The sequence below is a fragment of the Streptomyces sp. NPDC045470 genome, assembly GCF_040646595.1.
GTDB lineage: Bacteria > Actinomycetota > Actinomycetes > Streptomycetales > Streptomycetaceae > Streptomyces.
Genome location: NZ_JBEZAN010000025.1, coordinates 66,504 through 83,313, shown reverse-complemented (window position 1 = coordinate 83,313; position 16,810 = coordinate 66,504). Strand labels below are relative to the sequence as shown.

Sequence of the window (16,810 nt, the reverse complement as noted above, 5' to 3'; positions counted from 1 at the left end):
CGATACGACAAGACCGCCACCATCTACCTCGCCGGACTCCACCTCGCCGCCATCTTCATCTGGTCGGCGAGATGATCCGAAGGAAAGGCCCTAGAGGCCCGCTGACGGCTTCCCCATACGCGGAACAATGAGGCGGACCGAGCGTGCGCGTCACGACGATGCGGTCACAGGCGCAGGGCGTCGCAGCAAGCGGCCTTCGGCATCCGCAGGGTGCGCGTGCCGGGTACCGGAGAGTATGGGCAGGAGGTCTCCGCGTCGTCCACGCAGTTCTCGACAGCCCTGGCGGCATGCAGGGTGACAACGGCCCCCTTCTCGCTGAACTCCTTGGCATGGTTTCACCGAGAGGAGTGGTTTTGCTGCTTATGCCTCTTGTGTCGTTGGGGTGCTGGGCAGGTTCACGGGAGAACGACAGCTTCGACGGGGCGAACCACGTGGAACCGTCAGCGTGATCGGGCTCGGGAGGAGAGCTGCTGTGCAGAGACAACCGTCGGACGGATCTGGTCGCCATCCCCAACGCGATACCACCAGCAGCACGCCAGGGCCCGGGACGGTCGACACCCGGCTGGCCGGTGCCCGCTATGACCGAGACACCATGTGCGCCACGAGCGAGGGGACCTTCGCTCTGATGGACGAGACATGGGACATCCTCCCGGGGGTGTTCTTGCCCGCCCTGACGTACGGCACCGTCTTCTTCTCCCAGAAGCTGCCGTACCCGAGCGGCGGCAAGTTCCTCGAAGTGGGCTGCGGCGCGGGCGTGACGGCCGTGTCCGCGGCTCGGGCCGGCTGCGCCGACGTGCTCGCCGTGGACATCGATCCGCAGGCGGTAGCCACCACCTTGCGCAACGCGGCACGGCACCAGGTGTCTCAGGTCCGCGGCAGGGTCGGCGACGTCTTCACCCCGCTCGGTCCCGCGGACGGGCCTTTCGACCTCATCTTCTGGGCCCTGCCGTACGAGAACGTCTCGGCCGGTTCACCGGAGATCTCGGCCGGGACCCGGTGCGTGCTCGATGTCGACCACTACTGCTGCCGCACCTACCTCGCCGGCGCCCGCCAGCACCTGTCCGCCGACGGGCGCCTGTTCCTGGGGCTCGGCGACATCTCCGACACGGACACTCTCCACGCTCTCGCCGCCGAACACGGCTTCGCGGTGCGTCTTGCTGCCCACGGCCGGGGAAAGCCGGGTGAGGACATCGACGACGAAGTCGAGCACTGCCTGTACGAACTGCTGCCCAACGACACCGCGGCCTCGCCCCGCTGGTGAACGGACCTGTCAGACACCGCAGCCAGCCCCTGATCAGCGGATATGACACAGCTTCTCAGAGGTCGTTTTCTGCTGCTTTGTTCCTCATCATGCGTCTCAGTGTTCACGGGTGTCGCTGGCTTCCCGGATCTGCCGTGATGGAGGAGGACGGAACGGTGCGTACTGCGCCTCTTTGAATGAGACAGACTCTGCGTGGCGAGACAGGCAATACGGTCCTCCCACGAAGCTCAAGAGCCGCTTACGCTCCTGACAGCTCCATAGTGCCGCGCCGTCACAAGGGCATGTTGGGATAAAACAGACTCTGCCGATGAAAACGACCTCTCAGAGGTCGTTTTCTCCTGTTTCATTGCAATAGACACGTTTTTGTGAACTGCGAGAACGTGATGCTGATGGGATCTGAGGCGCGGTTGGTTCCTGGGAGCCGGAGGGGGTGACGCCTGGGGGGCGAGGCGGCTTGCGCCTGTCTCATCCCAGGACGCCCGTTCCGCGGCCGCGCTGCCACAGGTGCGGACGCGCGCCTGGGCGCGCGCCCGCACCGGCGGTACGCCCCAGTCATGAGCGCACGACGCCCCTACCCGAGCGATCTGTCCGATGCCCGCTGGAAGCTGATCGAGCCTGTCCTGACAGCCTGGCGCTTCGAGCGCCGCGGCCGGGCCCTGGACATCGGGCGACCGCCCGAACACGACCTGCGCGAGATCATGAACGCGATCCTGTACGTCGACCGCACCGGCGTGCAGTGGCGCTACCTGCCGCACGACTTCCCGCCCTGGGAAACGACCTACGGCTACTTCGCCAAGTGGCACAAGGGCGGCGTCTTCGCCCAGCTCAACGGCCTGCTGCGGGACCTGGTACGCCAGCAGCAGGGCCGGAACGCGGAACCATCGGCCGGCGTGATCGACACGCAGAGCGTCAAGACCGCCACCAGCGTCCCCGCCAGGAGCCAGGGCACGGACGCGGGCAAGAAGATCGTGGGCCGCAAACGGAGCATCATCACCGACACGCTCGGCCTCCTGTTTGCGGTGCTGGTCACCGCGGCCGGCGTCCAGGACTCCACCGCCGGCACTCAGCTGCTCGACCAGGTCGCCGCCGACCACCCGCGCCTGCGCAAGGTCTGGGTCGACGGCGGCTACCGCAAGCACCTCGTCGAGCACGCCGCCGCCCTCGGCATCGATATGGAAATCGTCGAACGCACCCCCGGGGCCAGGGGGTTCACCCCGTTCCCGAAGCGGTGGGCGGTCGAGCGCACCTACGGCTGGCTGATGCTGCACCGCCGCCTGGTCCGCGACTACGAAACCCTCCCGGCCCGCTCCGAAGCCCTGATCCACCTGGCCATGACCGACCTCATGGCCCGCCGCCTCACCGGCGAGAACACCATCTCCTGGCGCGACCCGACATCACCGGATCAAACACGCATGACGGGATGAAACAACGGGAGAAAACGACCTCTCAGCTTGTCTCTTATCTTCGGGCGTGACGCAGAGCGACGAGGGTGGATTCGCGTTTGACGGTCTTGCCGACGTCGTAGCGGGGTGCCAGTCGGCGGTTGCGGGAGCCGGGCGGGCGGCCGGGGCCGGTGCCGCGGGGTTTTGGAACACGGGCCGGGCAGGCCAGGTGCGCGCGGATGTTCCGGAACCCGCGGCGGACCCGGGCGGGAGTCGTCCGCTGCGGCTCGGCCGGCTTCTCCCCGGGGCGGCGTAGGTCGACGGCCAAAGGCCGGACGAGCCGCAGTTGAGTGTGGGTGACGACCAGGAGCCAGGTCCAGCGGTCCGCCGCCTGCGGGGTGCGGATCTTGGGGGTGGTCCAGCCGAGCGCCTGTTTTGCGAAGCGGAAGGTATGTTCCAGATCAAATCTTCTGAGGTAGCCCTGCCGCCAGCGGTTCACATCCGTCGCGCTGGCATCGGTTTTGGAGGTCCATAACCACGCCGGCGGAGCGGTGCGGCTCTGCGACAGGTGCTCGACCTTCAGCCGGATCAAGGTGCCCTCGGTAACGGGCAGTTCGCCTGGGTGGTCGAGCCAGGCCGAGCGGTGGATCAATCGCGGGTGCACCTGGTCCCACGCCTGGGCCTGGGCCTTTCCGTAGCGGGTGGTGTCCGTGACCGTCTTGACGTCCGGCTCGGTCCAGGTCTGCGGCCGGCTGATGTGGAACTGCGGTCCGTGTCTGGGCGGGCGTCCGCCCCACGGGTCGTAGACGTGAGACGGTTTGGGCAGCCGCAGCACCCGGTCGCTGCGCAGGCGGCCGACCACCTCGACGGGCAGGCCCCGCAGGACCCAGGCCAGGCGGGAAAGGTCGTAGCCGGCGTCGGCGACGACCGTGATGTCCGCGTCCCCGGCCCGCCACTGCCCGGCGACGACCAGGCGCGGGACGACGCTCCGCAGCTGGGCCGCGGTGACCGCGGTCGCATCGTCCGCGGGCCCGAGCCGCACCACGTCCAGGACCGCGGCCCAGGGGGTGGCGCCGGGTTCGAGGGCGGCGACGGACGAGTACGGCCAGCACCAGGCGCCCGCCGTCGGACCGCGGCAGCGGCAGGCCGGTCAGCAGCCCCCGCAGCCGTTCGGCGTCGATGGCGCCGCGGCCCAGGCCGCCGTACAGCGCACCGTGCCCACGTCGGTGCTCGGCCAGCAGCGTCAGGTCCACCGGGGACTTCACCGGGCCGTCCGCGCACAGCACGACGTCGGTCAGTTCGAACAACGCATCGCGCCGCCTGGTCAGGCACGAGAAGAAGGCGCCCCGGAAACGGGACACCAGCGCGTACGCCTCCCGCCGGGGCCCGGAAAAGAACTCGCGCATCACACGGCACACGGTCCCGCGAGGATCACCTCGGCCACCGCGGACCGCGGCAACCTTGCCCCAAGTTCGGAACGTGTTCGAGGCGGTGGCACCATGTACGGCATGACGATCAACCGAAAGGTCCATGCCGCGTAAACGGCCAGGACGCATCCGGGCCGACCTCCCGAGTCGGCGCCGGTCACAGAACACCGTCCCGGTCATAAAGGGCCTCTCCTCGCGGGCACTGGCTGAGACAGGCCGCCTGGAGCACACCCGGAACTACCTGGGACCGGGAGACCTCGGCAAGGCCGTACGCCTGTGGAAGGACTACGTCCACCGCCCGAAGCGGGAGTTGTGGCACGACTACGACCAGCTCTGGCACGACGACAAGTGGTGCGACCTTCACTGGCACTGCTGTGGAGACCCGCTCGAAGCCCGAGAACTCCTCGACGTCACACTGCAAGCCCTGCCCTACCGTGAAGCCCGAGAACTCCGAAAGGTCATCAGCAGGCTCGATGCCTTCTGGACCTTGCCCTCACTACCCTCCGTGACAGGAGAAAGATAAAGAACAAGATAAGAAGCTGTGTCAGAACCGCTGATCTGCGAGTCAACGCGTCGGGCGGGAATTTCTGGCCGCCGGCTCTCGGGCGCCGCCGGCGAAGCGGCGCCGGGCGCTGATTCTGACAGCAGGGGCGGGAAGCGGGGCGGTGGCTGGTGGGGTCATCGAAATGCTGAGGCGGTGGACGCCGGGGAAGCCTGGAAGGAGGTACGGCTGAAGGCGGTGAGGGAGGCCGGCGTCGGCTGGTTGGGCCCGCAGGGTTCGGGTGGCCGGCGGCCAGGACGTAGAGGGGAATGTTCCCGGCGTTGTCCAGGCCGCATTGCTCGGCGAGCAGGGCATCGTTGAAGGCACCGGTCCGGGCGGGGACCGGGCCCAGTGCGGTGGCAGTCAGGGCGAAGGTCTGGCCCAAGTGGCCGACGTTGAGCAGGCAGACGCGGTAACAGCGGGGCGTGCGGTACTTCACGCTCATGCGTTCCAGCCGGGCGACGAGGACCAGCAGGAAGGCGGCCTGGCCGGCCCAGTCCTGTCGGCGCACAGATGCGCGGCCGTTTCGCGGGAGAGCCCTTCGGCGCGCAGTTCCAGGCAGTGTTCCAGACCGTTGTGGTGGTACCAGCCCGGGGCGGGTTTCCTCGGGCTCGCCACCATTCCGTCCTGCTGCAAGCGATTCGCCTGTCTCACCACGCAGGACGATGTCGTGAGGTACGGCTCCGCCGACGACGCCGTCTCATGACTCGTCCTGAGCGGCGAGTGCCTGGTCCACCCAGTGGTGGAAGTAGGCGATGACATGTTCGCGAGGGGGATACACCGGCGTGAAGTGCTTGGAGCGCGCTCCGAGTTGGCATCGCTCGCTGGCCTGGAAGTCTTGTTGGTTGGTGAGGTCCAGCAGTTTCACGGCGTCGCACGGGTCGAAGTCAGGGGCAGCGGTCGCGTCGGGATGGAACAGCCAGTCCGCGGTCACCTGGGTGCGATCGGCGGCTACGGGTTCCAGACGTAAGCAGACGACATGGTCCGGGAGCAGAATCAGGACAGCATTGGGCCACAGGTTCACGGAATGGAACGTCCGCTCGTTCTCGGTGCGCAGGTCCGGCAGGGCGGGGGCGGCGGCCCGGCCGGACATCGAGAATCCGGCCATGTGGCCGGCGAAACGTGCGCCTTGCCGGACGGGACCGCTGATGGTGCCGTAGCCCGTGCGGAAGGAAGGAAGTACGGCACTCAGTTCCGGGTGCAGCGTGGGGCAGTGGTAGCACTCGCAGAAATTCTCCAGAATCAGTTTCCAGTTGGCGCGCACTTCGTAGGTCTTGGTCAAGGCGGTGGTCAGCTTGTCCATCGTGTACTGGGTGAGAAGGTCGGCGCGCCCGAAGCGCCGGTCCAGTTGGGGCTCCATCTGCTCGGTCAGCGGAGGCGAGGACGATGACAGGTTCAACCAGATGTACCCCAGCCACTCCGTGGTCCGGACGGGGCAGAGGTTCCGATTCTCGGCGGGGTCCTTCGGCAGGTCATGGGCGTAGGGAGCGCTGACGAAGTTCCCGTCGAGTCCGTAGGACCAGCCGTGATACATGCAGCGGATCGTCTTCCCCAGGGTGCCTCGCCGATCGGTGCACAACCGAGCTCCACGGTGGCGGCAGAGATTCAGCAGCCCGCGCAGTGTGCCGTACCGGTCCCGGACCAGCAATACGCTCTCCGTGCCGATTTCGGCGCGATGGAAGGACCCGGGAGCTTGGACCGTCTCGGCGCGCGCCACACACATCCAGCAACGCTCAAAAATTCTACTGGATTCCTGCGCGAAGATTTCGGGGCTGGTGTAACGGGTTCCGTCCCAGGAGGATGTCATCGTTGCACCTTCTTTTCGTACGGTCAGTGGGGAGGGTGCACGTTGCTTCCGGAACGCCTGGGTGATCTCCGTAGGCCCAGCGCGACGCCCGCGATGATGAGAGCCGCGCTGAGGGCCTGTTCGGGGGCGATCGGCTCACCCAGTATCCATGCGCTCAGAAGCGCTGTGAAGACGGGAAGAAAGTAGTAGAGGAGGCCGGCCCTGGTGGCTCCCACTCCTTCGACAGCGCGGTTCCAGCAGGAATACGCGGCAGCGGACGACAGGGCTCCGACGTAGCAGATCGAGGCGAGGACGGGGACGGTGACCTTGAAACCGCCGACGAGCGCGAGTTCCAACAGGTAGCAGGGCAGCAGCAGGACGAGCGCGATCAAGAAGGTGGTCAGCAGCACCGTGGCGCTGCTCATGGCGGGCGGTGCCCTGCGTACCAGCAGCGAGTAGTAGGCGAAGATCAGCGTCGCCCCCAGTATCCACAGGTCGCCCGGGCGCGGCTGGACAGCGCTCAACGTCCCTCGGGTGACAAGGGCTGCGACACCGGCGAGCGCCAAGACCGTCCCGGCTGAGCGGCACCAGCCCAACCGCTGCCCGTGCAGGGCCCGAGCGAGCAGCAAGATGAAGGCGGGTGCCGTCACGGCCAGCAACGACATGTTGGTCGCGGCAGTGGTGTGGGCGGCGATGTACACCATGATGGTGAAGACAGCGATCCCCGAAAGCCCGAGAAAAGCCAGCAATTTGAGGTGGGAACGGACGAGCTGAAACTCTGCGGATATTCTTCCCAGTCCCCACGGGGCCATGACGAGGGTGGCGACAAGGCAGCGCCAGAAGGCCAGCGAAACGGGTGGTACGTTATCCTTCAAACCGCGGGCCGCTATCAGGTTCCCGGACCAGATGAGCGTCGCGAGGAGCGCGAGAAGGTAACTGCCGTAACCGTGCGCGAGACGCCTCGGCGCCATCACCGGACCAGGATGAAACCGGGCCGACCTGCCTCCGTTCATCTGCTCACCTGGGGCGTGTGCAGGAGTGGAGAGATGCTGACGCCGTCTTGTCCTGGCGGTGCGCGGTCTTGTGCCGATGGTGCGAAGCCTTGCGCATTCCTGCTTCCCCTCGTGTTGAACCTCGCGACAGCACAGAGGGCTGCTGGCGCCCCGTGGGCCGGGGTGCGGGCGGCGCAGGTCAGATGGTGGAGCCCTCGGTCGGCCCGCACAAGATGATGCTTGTCCGAGACTTGTCCGGGGTTCAGCCGGGCAGGTCGGCCGGGGCACGGTACCGGGCCGGACGGACGCCGATCAGCAGACCCGTCGGTGGCCTGTCGAGGCCAGGCTTCCACCGGTGTTCGGGAGGTGCAGGAGGCAGTTGAGAGGTCTTCCGGCGTGGCGCGCGCCGTGCTGCAATGAGGCGGATGAGCGGGAATCACCCCAATACCGGATCACAGCCGAGGGGAGTGCTCAGCCGTGACATCCACCCTGGCGTCACCCCGTGTCACAAGCGTGCTGAACCGATTGTTCGACGCGGGGAGAAGGCAGGACGAGAAGGCCCCGGCAGCCTACCGCGATCATCTGGGCAGCCGATCTCTGGAAGAGCTCTTCGAGCACCGGGACCGTGCGGAGTTGACCGACGAGCTCAAAGACATCTATATGCCCGTCACCCGCGAAGCAGGCGAGGCACTCTACCTGTTGACGCGTATGCGGAGGGCGACCCGGGTCGTCGAGTTCGGGACCTCGTACGCCATCTCCACCATTTATCTTGCCGCTGCTGTGCGGGACAACGGTGGCGGCACGATCGTCACCACCGAAATGCAGGCGGACAAAGCTCGCGCGGCCGGCGAGAACCTCGCTGCTGCCGGGTTGGACGATCTGGTGGAGATACGGGTCGGTGACGCACTCGACACCCTTCGCGACCTGGACGGCCCGGTGGATCTCGTGCTGCTCGACGGCTGGGAAGACCTCTACCTTCCTGTCCTGCGCCTTGTCGAGTCCCGCCTGACAGCGGGGTCGGTCGTCATTGCCGATGATGTGAGCTTCTTCCCGGATACGTTCCGCCCCTACCTGGACCACCTCAGCACCGGATATTGCTCGCTCACGGTGCCAGTCGGCAACGGCCTCGAAATCTCCCTTCGGCTGTGAATCGCCGTGATGACCGGCAACTGCGAGAAACCGCCGTGCGGGTGCGGGTGCGGGTGCGTGGGTCCGTGACGCAGCCCGGCCCGCGGAGTACGGGCCGGGCCCCGTCCTACGGGAGACCTCTGTCGATGGCCTTCATCAAGGTGCCCGTCGGGGTGTCGCCGGACATCTCCCAGATCATGGCGCCCAGGAGCCCTTTGGACTTGACCCAGTCCGTCTTCTTTCCGATCGACCAGGTGTCGTCGAAGGACCACCACTGACCGTTCGCGCCGGTGTACCCGTACGTCGAGATGGACTGTTCGTCGTGGTGGACGGTCATGTTGGGGACGTTGCTGAGCATGTTCTGGTAGCCGCGGATGCCTGCCTCCTCGGGGAACTGGCCGGGAGCCGCGCCGTCCGCCGACTGCCACTCACCGTGCGCCCCGCCGTCCGCGACGGACTTCCAGCCACGGCCGTAGAACGGGAAACCGATGGTCAGCTTGCGTGGGCTGACCCCCGCGTCCGTGTACGCCTTGACGGCGCTCTCGACGCTGAAGTGGAAGGCGTACGGATCCTGCGTGTCGCGGTGGAGATTGGCCTGGTGGCCGGTGCGCTGGGGCTCCCAGGAGTTGTCGCTGCCCGAGCCGTGGAAGTCGTATCCCTGGACGTTGGCGTAGTCGAGCGAGGAGAAGATCGTGGACAGGTCCCAGCCCTGCTGGATCTTGACGGGGTCGGCGGGGGTGAAGGCGGTCAGCAGCTTGTGCGGGCCGCCCAGCGCGTCCAACTGCCGGCGGAACTCCTTGATCAGCAGCGCGAGGTTGGCCTTGTCGTCCGGACTGTAGTGATTGCCGGGGTGGCCTTCGGCGCCCGGCCACTCCCAGTCCAGGTCGATCCCGTCGAAGACGCCCGCTCCGGTCCCGGGGCCGCCCGCGCCGTTGTAGACGGGCAGATTACCCTTGATCCACACGTCGATGCAGGAGGCGACGAACTTCTTGCGGGAAGCGTCGGTGGCCGCCGCGTCGGAGAAGAACTTCGAGTACGTCCAGCCGCCGAGGGACATCACCACCTTCAGGTGCGGGTGCTTGGCCTTCAGCTTCTTGAGCTGGTTGAGGTTGCCGCGCAGCTTGCCCCAGCCGTCGTCGGCCACCCCGTCCACCGACTGCGCGGCGGGGAAGGCGCGCCCGTAGTCGGCGTCCGCGTCACCCGCGCCGGTGCCCTCGTCAGGGTCCTGCGGATTGCCGGAGACGCCCTTGGTCACACCGGCCAGACAGGTGAGGTTCTTGGGGTCGATGTTGGCGAAGGCGTAGTTGATGACGTCCAGGTCGGCGGCGGCACCCGAGGTGTCCAGGTTCTTGACGAAGTACTGGCGGCCGTAGATGCCCCACTGCGCGAAGTAGCCGACCTTCAGGTACTTGCCGGGCCCGGCCACGTCGTCCGTGGTGACGGTCAGGGTGTCGGAGGCGGGCGAGGCGTTCTCGGCGGCGTCGCGCGCGGTGACGGAGAAGCGGTACGTGGTGGCGGGCGTCAGGCCGTCGACCGTGGCGGCGGTGGTGCTGCCGGGAACCGTGGTGACCAGGTCTGCGTCCCGGTAGACGTCGTACGCGACCACGCCGACGTTGTCGGTGGCCCGGTCCCAGGCCAGGGAGACGCTGGAGGCGGTGACCGCGGTGCTGCGCAGAGCGCGGGGCGCGGTCGGCGGGACCGGGTCGCTCGCCGGGTCCACGGTGTCCGCGGTCACCGGCGCGCTCGGCGGTCCGGTGTTGCCGCGCTTGTCCTTGGCCCGGACGGTGAAGGCGTACCGGGTGGCCGGGGTCAGGCCGGTGACGGTCGCGGTGGTACCGGTGACGGTGGCTACCGGGTGGCCCTCGGCGAGTACCTCGTAGGAGGTGACCGGGTGGTCGCCGGGGGAGGCGGCCGGCCAGCTCAGGGCGACGCTGCGCGTCGTGGTACCGGTCACCTGGGGTGTGCCGGGCGCGGATGGCGGCACGTCCGGGCTGCCGTCGCACTTGTCCCCGTTGACGGTGCAGGCCGTGGGGGTGCCGACGGGGCCGTTGGCGATGAACCAGTAGCTGAACGGTTCGGTGCTGCCGCCGGCCGGTACGGTCGCGTTGTAGTGGGCGTTCTTGACCGTCACATGGCGCCCGTCCACGGTGGCGTCGCCGTAGTAGTGCCCGCTGACGGTGACACCGGCCGGCAGGTCGAACTCCAGGGTCCAGCCGGTGACGGCGGCGGACCCGCTGTTGCGGACGACGTAGGTGCCCTTCCACCAGGAACCGTTGTCCTGGGTGGAGAAGGCCGCGGTGAGGGTTCCCGCGGCCTGGGCGGGGGCCGCCGGGCCGGTCAGCACGGCGGCCACGGACAGGACGGTCGTGGTGAGCAGGGCCGCGGCTCTGCTGCGGAATCTGCGCCGGTCTTTCATGGGCACCCCTGTGAGTGTGGGTGGTACAGGGTGTGAGAGCCGAAAGTGCGCATACCCGGCCGCGCGCCAGGTGGCGGAACCGGTGCCGCCGGGTGCCGTATGGCAGTCGCACCATAAAAGGTCTGGACCAACCCGTCAACGGATGGGGCAGCGGCGGCCGTTGAGGGAGCGGGGGTGCACGGGGATCTTCGAGAGACGGCTGTCGGGGTGCCCGGGAGGCGAAGACGAGCCACTTTGCGTGACCGGTCCCGGCGGTCGGCTCCCGGTCGCGCCGGCAGTGCGCCGGTGGCTGGATTTCGCCGTCGGCGTGGTCCGGGCAGGGTCCTCGCACAGTCGGATCCTCCCCCTTTACCACGCATGAGGGTTCGGGGCTGCGGCCTTCGGAATCGTTGGCTGTGAAGCGTCGTCGGCTCCGATCTCCGTCGGCGAGAGTCGGCGGTTCGTACGGGGCGAACGGCTCGCCGGGGCGGCGGCCGGTGCCTCGACGGGGTGGGGGAGGGGGCGAGGGGCACGGTGTGCGCCTGACGGCTGCCGAGAGCGGTCGGCCACGTCGACGGGGCTGTCCGGTCATGCGGTGGCCCTCGACCTGATGGCCCGTCAAAGTGCGGGCTTCGGTGCCCGCAGCAGGTAGGGCCGTGTCGAGGTGGGCGGCTGTGCCCCGCGTTCAAGAGGGAGAACGCGCCGTCTGGAAGCCGGCCGCCATCGGAGTCCGCCTCGCTGGTGGCCGAGGCTGTGAGCAGGTAATTCAACGGGCTCAAGGCCAGGGTTCGCTTGGTGTGGCCGGCGGGCGGAGAGGCGTGTGGCCCCGCAGGAGGTCATGAGCTGCCCGGTCACCGGTCAGGGTGCGGAGCGTGCCGGCCGTCACCCGCGAACACCCGCCACACGGTCGGTTGCGGGCCTCTCGGCGGAGCGCGTCCCGGTGACGGCCTCGACGGAGCCAGGCAGGGGCGGGGCGCGGACGGACCGGACGTACGTCACCGGGGCGCCGGAGTGCCCGGGCGGCGCGCGTGTCTCGGCGGCGGTGGATCCGCCCGGAGCGGGCACGTCGACGGGAAGCTGGCGCGGTCTGCCGCGTGCCGTTCGGGGCGCCTCGCCGGGCCCCTGGGCACGTCATCGCCAAGGGCAGTTGGTTGAGGCATATTCGGTCAGCGGGTTGGCTCGAAATGCGCCAAACTGTGGCGTCCGGTTCAGCGACGCCGTACCGTGACTGTCGTCCGCTCCAGCGGAGGGAGCAATTCCCTGGCGGAGATCGAGAAGGGCGACGCATGAGCGACAGCGAGGTGGCGCGTTCCGAGGGCCGCCACCGGTTATCGCGGGAGCCCGCCTTGGCGGTCACTCCGCTTCCGGACGGGTCGCCGACGCACGCCCCTTCGCCGACGGATCTTTCCGGCGTACCGTTCCGCTTCGACGGACGCCGGGCCGCCTGGTGTCCGCCCGGCGCCCGGATGTCCGACGGACGCGGCGCCGCCCGTGGTCCGCACGGTCCCAGGATGCTCGGCCCGTCGTGCGGACCACGCTGCGAAGTAACGTTTACCCGCTCCCTGCTCCTCCCGCGCCGTGGGCTGTCCGGCGACACCGCCCCCGCGGCCGGCGCGCAAGCACCGGCAGCGGAGCTGCGACGCACGGTCTACTGGGGCAGCTCTCCGGACGCGCTGCGGGGACCTCCGCGCTGACGTCTCCCGGCCTCGCGCCACACACCCCCGCCGGACCTCGACCGGGCCGGGCGGGTCCGCATCGTGCTACCAGCCGTCGGAGCACGGGGCAGCGCGCGCAGGAACGCGCTGCCCCTCACAGAAGAAATGGCAGTTCTCCCACATGCTGTACGGGTACTCCACATTGCGCCGGCGGTGCCGGTCGAAACTGACCGACATCACGTTGCCGACCCCCTTTTCCGTCGAGGAATTCTGCCGGAACATTTCCGAGCAGCGACAGCGTCCGCTGCATCTGCACGCCCTGCCCACGCACATCGCGAGAATGGCGGCGTGCGGCCTGTGGCTGGCCACCGACACGGACGACCACATCTTCTTCGAGGCCCGTACCGCGCCGCTGCACCAGGAACACATCGTGCTGCACGAGATCGGGCACCTGCTCTTCGACCACCAGATGCTGGCGGACGGGAATCACGCCGGTATCAGTACGGTCCTGGCCGACCTCAGTCCCCGCCTCATCCAGCGGATGCTCGCCCGCACCAACTACTCGACGCGTCAGGAGCAGGAGGCGGAGATGCTGGCGAGCCTGATCAGGACGCATGCCACGGGCCCGGGCCGGGGGCCGCAACGGTGCGCCACCACGGACCGGGCCGACCGGGCCCTGGGCATCACCCATGACTGACCGGGGGCCGCACGGCCTGTTCGAACAACTGGAGTGGCTGGGCCTCGCGTTGATGTGGGTCGTCACCCTGCTGCGGGCGCCCGTCGCGGTCCGGACGCCGCAGCAGCGGCCCCTGTGGCTCGCGGTGGGCCTGGCCTCGGTGGCGATGACCCTCCAGTTGCCGCAGGTCTCGTCCCTCGCGATGGCGGCGCTGGACCCGCACACCGTGTTCCTGGCCAAGGAGATCGTCGGACTCCTGGCGGCCACCGCCGTGTTCGCGTTCATCTCGGCGATCGTCGGCCTGCGGCGGACCCAGCTGGCCATCCTGGCCGCCGCGGTCCTGACCCTGACCGCGCTCGTCACGCTGTGCGTCGTCTCGCCGCCGCACACCCGGCACGTGGTCCCCAGCGGACCCGGCCAGGAGGAGAGCCCGGACACGTACTACTGGGTCGTACTGCTCGGCTACCACCTGGTGGCGAACACGGCCTGCGTCGCCGCGTGCTGGGTGTGCGGGCGGCAGGTGAAGAACACGTCCACCCGGGCGGGACTGCTGCTGTTCGGAACCGGGATCGCCCTGTCCGCGGTGCTCATGGCGCTCTCACTGGTCCATGTGCTCAGCCGCGATGCCACGATTCCGCACCTGTTCCCCGCCATCTCCGGGGCGGAGGCGGCCTTCATGGGGGCGGGCGCGGCTCTGCCGCTGCTGCGCGGGCCGTGGCGCACCGCGCGGGACATGACGGTCATGTACCGGCTCCATCCACTGTGGCGGACGCTCGTGCGCGTCACCCCGGAAGTCACACTCACCGACCCGCGTTCGCGTGCCGTGGACCTGCTGAGCGCGGTCCGTCACTCGGACCTGCGGCTGTACCGGCGCGCCATCGAGATCCGGGACGGCCTGCTCGCGCTGGAGGACTACTCCCCGGAGGGCACCCTCGCCCGGGCCCGCGAGCACGTGCGCGCCGCCCGGATCGCGGATGCCTCGGTGGAGGCGGCGGTGACGGCGTGCTGGGCCGGCACGGCAGTGGCGAACAAACGCTCGGGTACCGCCGCTTCGGGGCGGCCGTCCGGGCTGCCGCAGAGCGGTGGCGGCGACATGGCCGAGGAACTGGATTTCCTCCTGCACCTGGCGCGCTTCTTCCGTTCCACCCTGGCCGCCTCGTTCCTGAGCGCCGAGGAGCAGCGGCACCGGGCGGCCCCTACCGGTCAGGCGTCATGACGGCGCCTCGTACAGACGGACGGTGACATGGAAACCGATGAGTGCCCTTCGCGCCGCGAGGGCTTCATGCCCCGCGAGAGCCTTTCGCGCCGCGCCGCCCTCGGCCTGACGGCGGCCGGAGTCCTCGGCGTGACGGCCACGGCATGCGGCGGGAGCGGCGCGGCGAAGGCCCCGGAACGGGCGGCGGCCACGAGCGGGGTGCCGGCCCCGAGCGGGGCGCCGGCCACGGCCGGTGCTCGCACCGAGCAGCCCGAGACGGCACGGCTGCTGGGCATGCGGGCGCATCCCGAGGGCGGCTGGTACAAGGAGACCTGGCGCAGCGGGACGTCCCTGCGGGTCGAGGAGTACGCCGGGAACCGGCCCACCGCCTCCGCGATCTACTTCCTGCTGTCGGCGGGGGAGGAGTCGAGCTGGCACACCGTGCGCTCGCCGGAGCTGTGGTTCTGGCACCGGGGCGGTCCGTTGCGCCTCCAGCTCGGGGGTACGGGCGAGCGGCCCGCCGCCCGCCCCACGGACGTGTTCCTGGGCCCCGACCTGGCGGGCGGGCAGCGGCCCCAGGTGTTGGTGCCGGCGGGCTCCTGGCAGCGCGCCCGCTCGGTCACCGACGAAGAAGTGCTGGTGAGTTGTGTGGTCTCACCGGGCTTCCAGTTCGAGGACTTCCACCTGCTGCCGGAGGCGGCGGCCCGCTGACGGCGCGACCGCGAGTCGCCGGCGGGCTCTTGAGGCAGGGCCGTGGCCCGCGTCCCGGCGAGAGGCGCGGGCCATCGGCTTCAGTGGAAGCGGGCCATCGGCTTCAGAAGAATTCGTCCAGCAGTTGGTAGTAGGCCGTCTTCCCGGCGTCGACGCGCTCGGCGCCGTACCGCTCGACGAAGCGCTCCACGCAGTGCGGCCCGAACCACGGGTCTTCCTCGCGGGACAGTTCGCGCATCGCGAGGGCCAGGTCGGCGTGCCGGTCGGCGCGGCCGAGGCGGCCCACGTCGATCACTCCGGTCAGCCGGCGGGTCTCCGGGTCGAGCAGCACGTTGTTGGGGCACAGGTCGCCGTGGCAGACGACCAGGTCCTCCCGGGGCGGGCGGGTGCCTTCGAGTTCGGCGCGAAGTCGACCTTCCGACCAGCCCGCCCGCTCCTCCTCCAGGTCGTCCATGTCGACCAGGCCCGCTTCGAGGTGGCGCAGGGCCTGCAGGATCATCACGTCCAGGCTCGCGTCGAACGGGCAGTCGGCGACGGGGAGCCCGTGCAGCCGCCGGGCGACGTCGGCCAGCACCTCCGCCACCTCGGCGCGTTGCGCCGACGGCCACTCCTCGGCCGCGGAGACACCCGGTACGGCCTCGGTGACCAGCCAGGACACGGTGTCCCCGGAGCCGAGGTCGACGACGCGGGACACCGGGACGCCCTGCTTGGCGAGCCATTCCAGGCGGTCGGCCTCGGCCTTGAGGTCGAGACCGGTGTCCGGCTGGGCGGGGACGAGTTTGGCGTACAGCTCGCTGGGTCCGGTGAGGTGGTGGACGAAGGCGCCGGAGTCGCCGTCGGTGACCGGCGTCCAGGTGTGGTGGGGGTAAAGCTTTTGTACTTCTTCGTTCATGGCCGACATCTTTGCCGACGTCCGGCCCCGGTCGTACGGGTCGCACGGTCCGGGGGCGGGAATGAGCCGTTCCCGTGCGGTCACGGCGCGGCGGCGGGCGGTTCTTCCGTGCCGTCGACGCCGGCTTCCGGGGGTGCCAGGTTCTGCACCTTGCGGGCCTCGTCGACAATGGTCAGCAGGGCGTCCAGCGCGGCCGGCGACAGCCCCTCGGCGCGTAGCGCCAGGTTGCGCACCCGGGTGTCGCGCAGGGCCACGGCCAGCCGGAGCTGGGAGTTGACCCGTTCGGCCACGTCCTCGCTGAGGAAGTATTCGGGGGGCACGCCGAAGTACTCGGCGAGCACGTCCAGTTGCTCCAGGGTCACGTTGCGCTTCTTGCCGGTGGCCAGCTCCCAGAGGTACGTACCGGAGATGGCGCCGCCCGTGGTCTCGCGGATCTCCTTGGCGAGCCGGGCGTATCCGGGGCGTTTGCGTTCGTCGGGGTGCAGAGCGGCGATCAGCTCGTTGAGGCGCTGCCCGAACGCGCGCAGCAGCGGGCGGCCCTCCTGGTCGGTTGCCGATGTGCGGTCACTCATGCGCCTTTTCCTGCCTGCGGTGATTCGGCCGGACGGGCGTCGTTGCCCGCCAGGGCGGACGACTCTATCGCGTTCGCGTGCGTACTTGTTCGCTCTTGTTGGCGCCTGGCCGATTAGTTGGCGTACGCTCGCTGCCTATTCTATCCGCTAGAGCTGATGAAGCTGGCGGGGCCGCGCGCGGTTCCGCGGGTTCGGAG

Annotated in this window: 13 protein-coding genes and 1 pseudogene; 7 read left to right on the top strand and 7 right to left on the bottom strand. The window is 69.1% G+C overall.

What is annotated here, in order from left to right:
* Nucleotides 1-625: 625 nt before the first annotated feature.
* Together AB0A97_RS37575 and AB0A97_RS37570 are read left to right on the top strand one after the other, a co-directional pair.
* On the top strand, nucleotides 626-1,261 hold the full coding sequence (locus AB0A97_RS37575; protein ID WP_361159251.1) for a methyltransferase domain-containing protein: 636 nt from the start codon (nucleotides 626-628) through the stop codon (nucleotides 1,259-1,261).
* Nucleotides 1,262-1,815: 554 nt separating this feature from the next.
* On the top strand, nucleotides 1,816-2,685 hold the full coding sequence (locus tag AB0A97_RS37570; protein ID WP_361159248.1) for an IS5 family transposase: 870 nt from the start codon (nucleotides 1,816-1,818) through the stop codon (nucleotides 2,683-2,685).
* Between the two features lie 34 nt (nucleotides 2,686-2,719).
* Here the strand turns inward: AB0A97_RS37570 and AB0A97_RS37565 are convergent.
* Nucleotides 2,720-4,049, bottom strand: a pseudogene (locus AB0A97_RS37565) (transposase).
* Nucleotides 4,050-4,173: 124 nt separating this feature from the next.
* Here AB0A97_RS37565 and AB0A97_RS37560 point away from each other — a divergent pair.
* The gene (locus AB0A97_RS37560; protein WP_361159245.1) at nucleotides 4,174-4,593 is read left to right on the top strand and encodes a hypothetical protein; all 420 of its coding nucleotides are present in this window, start codon (nucleotides 4,174-4,176) and stop codon (nucleotides 4,591-4,593) included.
* Here the strand turns inward: AB0A97_RS37560 and AB0A97_RS37555 are convergent.
* From AB0A97_RS37555 to AB0A97_RS37545, 3 genes are all read right to left on the bottom strand, one after another.
* Nucleotides 4,532-5,122 (bottom strand): nitroreductase family protein, encoded by a 591-nt coding sequence (locus AB0A97_RS37555; protein WP_361159242.1) that lies wholly within the window; start codon nucleotides 5,120-5,122, stop codon nucleotides 4,532-4,534. The genes AB0A97_RS37560 and AB0A97_RS37555 overlap by 62 nt on opposite strands.
* Nucleotides 5,123-5,311: 189 nt before the next feature.
* The gene (locus tag AB0A97_RS37550) at nucleotides 5,312-6,418 is read right to left on the bottom strand and encodes an aromatic ring-hydroxylating dioxygenase subunit alpha (RefSeq protein WP_361159239.1); all 1,107 of its coding nucleotides are present in this window, start codon (nucleotides 6,416-6,418) and stop codon (nucleotides 5,312-5,314) included.
* A 23-nt stretch (nucleotides 6,419-6,441) separates the two neighbouring features.
* Nucleotides 6,442-7,368, bottom strand: coding sequence for a DMT family transporter (locus tag AB0A97_RS37545; protein WP_361159256.1), 927 nt, complete (start codon nucleotides 7,366-7,368; stop codon nucleotides 6,442-6,444).
* A 498-nt stretch (nucleotides 7,369-7,866) separates the two neighbouring features.
* Here AB0A97_RS37545 and AB0A97_RS37540 point away from each other — a divergent pair, with 498 nt between their 5' ends.
* The gene (locus tag AB0A97_RS37540; protein ID WP_361159236.1) at nucleotides 7,867-8,538 is read left to right on the top strand and encodes a class I SAM-dependent methyltransferase; all 672 of its coding nucleotides are present in this window, start codon (nucleotides 7,867-7,869) and stop codon (nucleotides 8,536-8,538) included.
* Nucleotides 8,539-8,644: 106 nt separating this feature from the next.
* Here the strand turns inward: AB0A97_RS37540 and AB0A97_RS37535 are convergent, their stop codons facing one another.
* Nucleotides 8,645-10,933: a glycosyl hydrolase family 18 protein gene (locus tag AB0A97_RS37535; protein WP_361159253.1), complete on the bottom strand. Its 2,289-nt coding sequence runs from the start codon at nucleotides 10,931-10,933 to the stop codon at nucleotides 8,645-8,647.
* 1,875 nt (nucleotides 10,934-12,808) lie between these two features.
* Between AB0A97_RS37535 and AB0A97_RS37530 the strand changes: the two genes are divergently transcribed.
* Genes AB0A97_RS37530 through AB0A97_RS37520 form a run of 3 tightly spaced genes read left to right on the top strand, consistent with a single transcriptional unit; the run spans nucleotide 12,809 to nucleotide 15,149 of the window.
* Nucleotides 12,809-13,264 carry a hypothetical protein gene (locus AB0A97_RS37530; protein WP_361159233.1) on the top strand — a complete coding sequence of 152 codons (456 nt, stop codon included), beginning with the start codon at nucleotides 12,809-12,811 and terminating at the stop codon, nucleotides 13,262-13,264.
* Complete coding sequence (locus AB0A97_RS37525) at nucleotides 13,257-14,459, top strand: MAB_1171c family putative transporter (RefSeq protein WP_361159230.1); 1,203 nt, start codon at nucleotides 13,257-13,259, stop codon at nucleotides 14,457-14,459. Before AB0A97_RS37530 ends, AB0A97_RS37525 begins: the two co-directional genes overlap by 8 nt.
* Before the next feature lie 27 nt (nucleotides 14,460-14,486).
* Nucleotides 14,487-15,149: a cupin domain-containing protein gene (locus AB0A97_RS37520; RefSeq protein ID WP_361159227.1), complete on the top strand. Its 663-nt coding sequence runs from the start codon at nucleotides 14,487-14,489 to the stop codon at nucleotides 15,147-15,149.
* Nucleotides 15,150-15,252: 103 nt separating this feature from the next.
* Here the strand turns inward: AB0A97_RS37520 and AB0A97_RS37515 are convergent, their stop codons facing one another.
* Both AB0A97_RS37515 and AB0A97_RS37510 read right to left on the bottom strand, forming a co-directional pair.
* Nucleotides 15,253-16,041 carry an APH(3') family aminoglycoside O-phosphotransferase gene (locus AB0A97_RS37515; RefSeq protein ID WP_361159224.1) on the bottom strand — a complete coding sequence of 263 codons (789 nt, stop codon included), beginning with the start codon at nucleotides 16,039-16,041 and terminating at the stop codon, nucleotides 15,253-15,255.
* Between the two features lie 80 nt (nucleotides 16,042-16,121).
* A complete protein-coding gene (locus AB0A97_RS37510) occupies nucleotides 16,122-16,613 on the bottom strand; it encodes a hypothetical protein (RefSeq protein WP_361159222.1) in 492 nt (163 codons plus the stop codon).
* Nucleotides 16,614-16,810 lie beyond the last annotated feature (197 nt).

Coding starts and splice junctions, on each gene's coding strand:
- AB0A97_RS37575 (WP_361159251.1), top strand. CDS start 626: ATGGACGAGACATGGGACATCCTCCCGGGGGTGTTCTTGCCCGCCCTG.
- AB0A97_RS37570 (WP_361159248.1), top strand. CDS start 1,816: ATGAGCGCACGACGCCCCTACCCGAGCGATCTGTCCGATGCCCGCTGG.
- AB0A97_RS37560 (WP_361159245.1), top strand. CDS start 4,174: ATGCCGCGTAAACGGCCAGGACGCATCCGGGCCGACCTCCCGAGTCGG.
- AB0A97_RS37550 (WP_361159239.1), bottom strand. CDS start 6,418: ATGACATCCTCCTGGGACGGAACCCGTTACACCAGCCCCGAAATCTTC.
- AB0A97_RS37545 (WP_361159256.1), bottom strand. CDS start 7,368: ATGGCGCCGAGGCGTCTCGCGCACGGTTACGGCAGTTACCTTCTCGCG.
- AB0A97_RS37535 (WP_361159253.1), bottom strand. CDS start 10,933: ATGAAAGACCGGCGCAGATTCCGCAGCAGAGCCGCGGCCCTGCTCACC.
- AB0A97_RS37525 (WP_361159230.1), top strand. CDS start 13,257: ATGACTGACCGGGGGCCGCACGGCCTGTTCGAACAACTGGAGTGGCTG.
- AB0A97_RS37520 (WP_361159227.1), top strand. CDS start 14,487: ATGGAAACCGATGAGTGCCCTTCGCGCCGCGAGGGCTTCATGCCCCGC.
- AB0A97_RS37515 (WP_361159224.1), bottom strand. CDS start 16,041: ATGAACGAAGAAGTACAAAAGCTTTACCCCCACCACACCTGGACGCCG.
- AB0A97_RS37510 (WP_361159222.1), bottom strand. CDS start 16,613: ATGAGTGACCGCACATCGGCAACCGACCAGGAGGGCCGCCCGCTGCTG.